This window comes from Curvibacter lanceolatus ATCC 14669 (assembly GCF_000381265.1).
In the GTDB taxonomy this organism is placed as follows: Bacteria; Pseudomonadota; Gammaproteobacteria; order Burkholderiales; family Burkholderiaceae_C; genus Curvibacter; species Curvibacter lanceolatus.
On record NZ_KB906308.1, the window covers coordinates 1 to 4,228 of the forward strand.

The window sequence follows — 4,228 nt, forward strand, 5'->3', positions numbered from 1 at the left end:
GGGTTGGTAGGTGGGGCCCATCATGCTCAGGCCTCCGCGCGAAGCGCATAAAAGGTTTGAACAAACCGGTCCCGCCAGGTGGACCAGGGGCAATCTCGCCAACCCTCGAGCAGGTTGTCGGCGGTAGGCCGAACTTCGGCACCGGGCGTGTCCAAGATCGCCCACGGTTCGTGCTGGTCCGCATCCCAAAGCGTCAGATCCCGCCGCTCCGTGGCCAGGGCTACTAGGTCGAAATGCCGGATCGTTGCCCGGTGCGCGGCAAAGGTCGACTGCAACCCGTACCAGCGGCGCACCTGCAGCGCGTGGACATGCTCGAAGCCATCCCACGCCCCCTGCAGGCTCCACTTCACCGGGCTGGCCACATCCCCCGTGAATGCCTCATGGGCGTCATGCATCAGGCAAGCCAGTTGCACGCTGGGGCTCAGGCCCTCGCGGGCCGCCAGGGCGCAGCACAGCAGGCTGTGCTCGGCCACGCTGTAAGGGCGCACCGCATGGCCCGTGAAGCGATTGATCTGGGCCAGGGCATGCGCAATTGTTTGAATCTCAAACCGGTTCACCGCCATGCCCACGCCCGCCAGGTGGTGCTCGGCCCCTCGGGCCGTGATCATCCAGGTATCGGCTGCCATGGCTCAATCCTTCGGCACAGCCGATTCACCGGCCAAGGCGGCATAGGCCGCACCATCCACGAAGTCATCCGGGTTGAACTGGCCGTTACGGGCCGAAGCAGCCGAGCGGGCCAGCTTGAGCACCTGCATGAAGGCCCAGCCCTGGCGCTCGGTCAGCGACGTGCCCTCCAGGGCATTGAAGGCCGCCACGGTGGCCGCCATGCTGCGCTCCTGCTGGGCCCCTTCTGCGCTGGTGTCGCGGTGCACACCACGGTCCAGGATCGTGGCCGCAGCGGTGCGCAAAAAGCTGTCAGCCGAGCCCAGCACTATCGACTTTTGCACCGAAACTGCCTGCGAAACAGGCAAAACGGCTTTCAAAGGGCGAGCGAGTCTCTTCTGTGTTGAAACAGACATGGGAAAACCTCCGAAGGGTTTACGCAGCGATCAGGGCTGCAGGTGGTTGAGAAAGGGATGCGGAAGGCGTTGCGGCAGGAGTTGCCGAAGAGGCCGGTGCCTTGCGGCGTGGCGCCAGGGCCAGCCGCTTGGCGGTGGCATGCAGCTCGGCCGTGCGGAAGTCGCCCCGGCCGGTGTAGAAGACCCGGGGCCGCGACAGCACCACGTCCACCGGTTGGCCGGCCACCACCTGGGGACCATGGCGGTGCCACCAGGCAGCCGCCTCGCGGCCAGACCAGCGCACCAGCCAGCTCTCCACCTGGCGCGACTCAGAGCCCAGGCGATCCAACAGCCGCAGCGTGAGCTGAAACGTGCCGTCCGCAGCAGGGGCGACCAAAGGTCGCTGCTTCGCTACAAACATGGTCGAAGTGACGAGGGTGGGCATGGCGGGCCTCGCTTGGTCAGTGAGAAAAGCCGGGAGGCAGGCGGGAAGGCATGCTCCCCATGGCGGCAGGGGATACCGCTTCGGCCCGCTTGAGCTCGGCCATCTCGACAGGGGCAGCACGGCGCTCATCGGCCACGGCCTCCATGGCCTCCAGCTCGCTGGGACCCCAGAGATGGGCGGTGCCCAGCACCAAGGCCATCACCAGCACGCACAGGGCATTGATCAACGTGGTGCGGCTCATGGCGAAACCTCCACCAGGTTGCCGAAGTCATCGATCACGGCAGGCGTGGCGCATTGCCAAAGCCGGCCGCGCTCATCCCACATCGACAGCTTCAGGAAATGGCGCAGGGCCTCCAGCGGCCAGCCAAATTCGCGCTGGTCTCGCATCCGGTACCAGTAGCCCTGGGCGGTGTGACCGAAGTCAGATCTAGCGCTGTAGCTGTCCGACTTGAAGTGCGCGACAGGGCGCAAGACGATGGCTCCCGCCACCGGCTCGCGAGAGGGTAGGGCGGCCGCGCTCATTCGCCACCCCCAACCCGGTCCACGCACAGCACCGCCAAGCCCGTGGTGTGATGGGCGGCAGCCTGGGCGCGGTCAGCGCTGGCGGCCTTGAGCTGGATGGTCGGCAGCTTGCCGTTGGCGGCGTGGCCTTGAACCTCTGAGCGGTCCAGGTCCTTGGGGATCAGGGTTGCGCGGTAGCTGCGCAAGGGGGTGATGTGCATCTCTTGCCTCTATCGATTTGCGATGAAGGCGAATTATGCATAATGCATCATCAAATGCAAGCTGATTGCATAAGTATTTGGTGCAAGAAATGGGAGTTCTTATGCATGCCGGTCTGTTGTTGACCTTTGTTACAAACCTCCGAGGGCTGCAAGGATCGCCTAGCTTGGGGGTGGTCTAAGCCGGATGCTTGAACTGTGAAGGAGCGGTAAAGCTGCAACGTCCCGCGCCGTCAAGGCGGGAGCGAAGTCCAACGAACTGGAGTGATTGATGGAAAGCAGGAAGGTGAGGCGGCAAGGCCGGGTCTCAGTGGATCTGATTGCGCCCTATGCGGTGTTTCTGGATGGCGTGGAAGTGGCCCGCCATGCAACTGCGCAGCTAGCGCAAGCCCACTACCAGCGACTGGTAGGGGTGCGTACTCGGGTCCCCCTTTTCTGGCAAAGAAAGGCCACCCGATGGGTGGTGCCGTTGGTGGGTGGGGCGTATGCCGTGCCGGCCGTCATGGTGCGGTCCGGTTTTGCCCGCAATGGCCTAAGCGGGGGCTTCCTTTTTCTTTTGGGTGTCTGATCAGACTTGATCGCTGAGCTTGTGAACGATGAGCCCCATGAGTGGGACACCCTCGGCGCTTTTGACAGGAAAGCGTCGCTGGTCGTGATTGTCTGAGCGAAGCCACCACTGGCCAGCATCTCTGCTCAGGCGCTTGAGCATGGCAGTCCCCTCAAAGTTGACCAGGTAGACCATGCCATCTATCGGCGCTGTGGCTTCTGAATTCATGATCACGATGTCATCTCGATACAGGCCTGGCTGCATCGAGTCGTCGCCCACGCGCAGCGCAAACAAACGGTCGGGTTGCAGGTTTCGCTCGGTAAACCATTTTGGAGGCATGAAGAGTGGATCGGGATCGCGCGTTGAGTGGTTTACCTTGAAGCTGCTGGAGCCAGGCTGAAGTTCTATTTCCACAAAGGGAATGGCTACCCTTTGCGCAGCCGCCGAGCCGGCCCCATCAGTCAGTGCTGACTGATCCTCGGGTGCCAAGTCAAACCATCCTGGGGGTTTGTGAAACACCTCCTCAAACTTTTTGGCGAGCTCGTCGCCCAGTCCTCTGCGCCCCTTGACGAGGGCTGAGAAATGGGAAGTTGGGGTGTCGGATTCGCGGGCCGCCTGGGCAGCGCCCCCCACTTCGGCCAGCAACTGGATGAGGCGAAGACGGCGGCGCATGCGACGGGGACTCTCGGGTTTTTCCATTTTGCGAGCTTATGCGAGTTGCATATAAATTTGTGATGCGATATGCTTCATTAAAATTGGCGCAAAACGCATAACAATGAATTTACGTTCGTACCTGGACCTCTTGCCGCACGGCGACATCCGGAAGTTCGCGCAACGGCTGTGCATTTCATCGGTCTACCTGCAGCAGTTGGCGGCCCGCCTTGACGGGCGCCGACCGAGCCCGGGCCTTTGTCGGCGGATCGAGCGCGAGACCGACGGTGCGGTCACCCTGGCGGAATTGCGGCCTGAGGACTGGATGGAGATCTGGCCCGAAATCGCGGAGAGCCAAAGTGCAGCCATCGTGCCGGCCTGACCTACTTTTTCTGACCTCGAAGTGCGGCGATGGCTGTCCATGTCCTGGGGCGCCTAGCGCTTACTTTGCAAGGTCGTGGCTGGCGGCAAGTGTTCTACCCACGAGGCCTTGGAACTGCAGCAGGAGCATCCGTACCCGGCTTTCGGCTGCCAATGCTTCGGGCGTGCACGGCCCGCCAGGTAGGGTGTTTGCTGCAGCGCCCGTCAGATCCAGCAGCCTGGTCATGAGGCCATCAAAGGTGCTGCGGTCATTGGTAAAGCGGTCCGCAAAGACAAGAGCCAGCAATAACTGGTGGGAGCCCAGTTGGGCCCGCATCTCGGCCTGCTCCTCAAGCATGGGCCCTGCCACCTTGACCAGCGCGTCATGCATGCCGGATTCCAGGTCGCCTGGATTCATGTCCATCGGTGTGCCTTTCTGGCTTTGGGTTGGGTCTGTGTTCATGCCCTCCAGTTTCTGGTCCAGCCGCGCTGGCCGTATTTCAAATTT

At 62.4% G+C, this 4,228-nt stretch carries 9 protein-coding genes; 1 reads left to right on the plus strand and 8 read right to left on the minus strand.

Annotated elements, in window-relative coordinates; all coding sequences use genetic code 11:
* Window positions 1–26: 26 nt before the first annotated feature.
* From F624_RS0131715 to F624_RS33820, 7 genes are all read right to left on the minus strand, one after another.
* On the minus strand, window positions 27–626 hold the full coding sequence (locus F624_RS0131715) for a hypothetical protein (RefSeq protein ID WP_019578383.1): 600 nt from the start codon (window positions 624–626) through the stop codon (window positions 27–29).
* 3 nt (window positions 627–629) lie between these two features.
* A complete protein-coding gene (locus tag F624_RS0131720) occupies window positions 630–947 on the minus strand; it encodes a DUF6378 domain-containing protein (protein ID WP_019578384.1) in 318 nt (105 codons plus the stop codon).
* 91 nt (window positions 948–1,038) lie between these two features.
* Window positions 1,039–1,443, minus strand: a complete 405-nt coding sequence (locus F624_RS0131725) for a hypothetical protein (RefSeq protein WP_019578385.1) — start codon at window positions 1,441–1,443, stop codon at window positions 1,039–1,041.
* Window positions 1,444–1,459: 16 nt separating this feature from the next.
* Window positions 1,460–1,684: a hypothetical protein gene (locus F624_RS0131730; RefSeq protein WP_019578386.1), complete on the minus strand. Its 225-nt coding sequence runs from the start codon at window positions 1,682–1,684 to the stop codon at window positions 1,460–1,462.
* Window positions 1,681–1,965: a hypothetical protein gene (locus F624_RS34570; RefSeq protein WP_084679907.1), complete on the minus strand. Its 285-nt coding sequence runs from the start codon at window positions 1,963–1,965 to the stop codon at window positions 1,681–1,683. The genes F624_RS0131730 and F624_RS34570 overlap by 4 nt, the downstream gene beginning before the upstream one ends.
* Window positions 1,962–2,165 carry a hypothetical protein gene (locus tag F624_RS0131740; protein WP_019578388.1) on the minus strand — a complete coding sequence of 68 codons (204 nt, stop codon included), beginning with the start codon at window positions 2,163–2,165 and terminating at the stop codon, window positions 1,962–1,964. The genes F624_RS34570 and F624_RS0131740 overlap by 4 nt, the downstream gene beginning before the upstream one ends.
* Before the next feature lie 565 nt (window positions 2,166–2,730).
* On the minus strand, window positions 2,731–3,408 hold the full coding sequence (locus F624_RS33820) for a S24 family peptidase (protein ID WP_019578390.1): 678 nt from the start codon (window positions 3,406–3,408) through the stop codon (window positions 2,731–2,733).
* 76 nt (window positions 3,409–3,484) lie between these two features.
* Here F624_RS33820 and F624_RS0131755 point away from each other — a divergent pair, with 76 nt between their 5' ends.
* Entirely contained in the window at window positions 3,485–3,742 is a 258-nt protein-coding gene (locus F624_RS0131755; RefSeq protein ID WP_019578391.1) for a transcriptional regulator, read from the plus strand.
* 60 nt (window positions 3,743–3,802) lie between these two features.
* On the opposite strand, the gene F624_RS0131760 is transcribed toward F624_RS0131755, so the two are convergent.
* Window positions 3,803–4,228, minus strand: a 426-nt coding sequence (locus F624_RS0131760) for a hypothetical protein (protein WP_211224197.1), incomplete at its 5' end; no start/stop codon positions are given.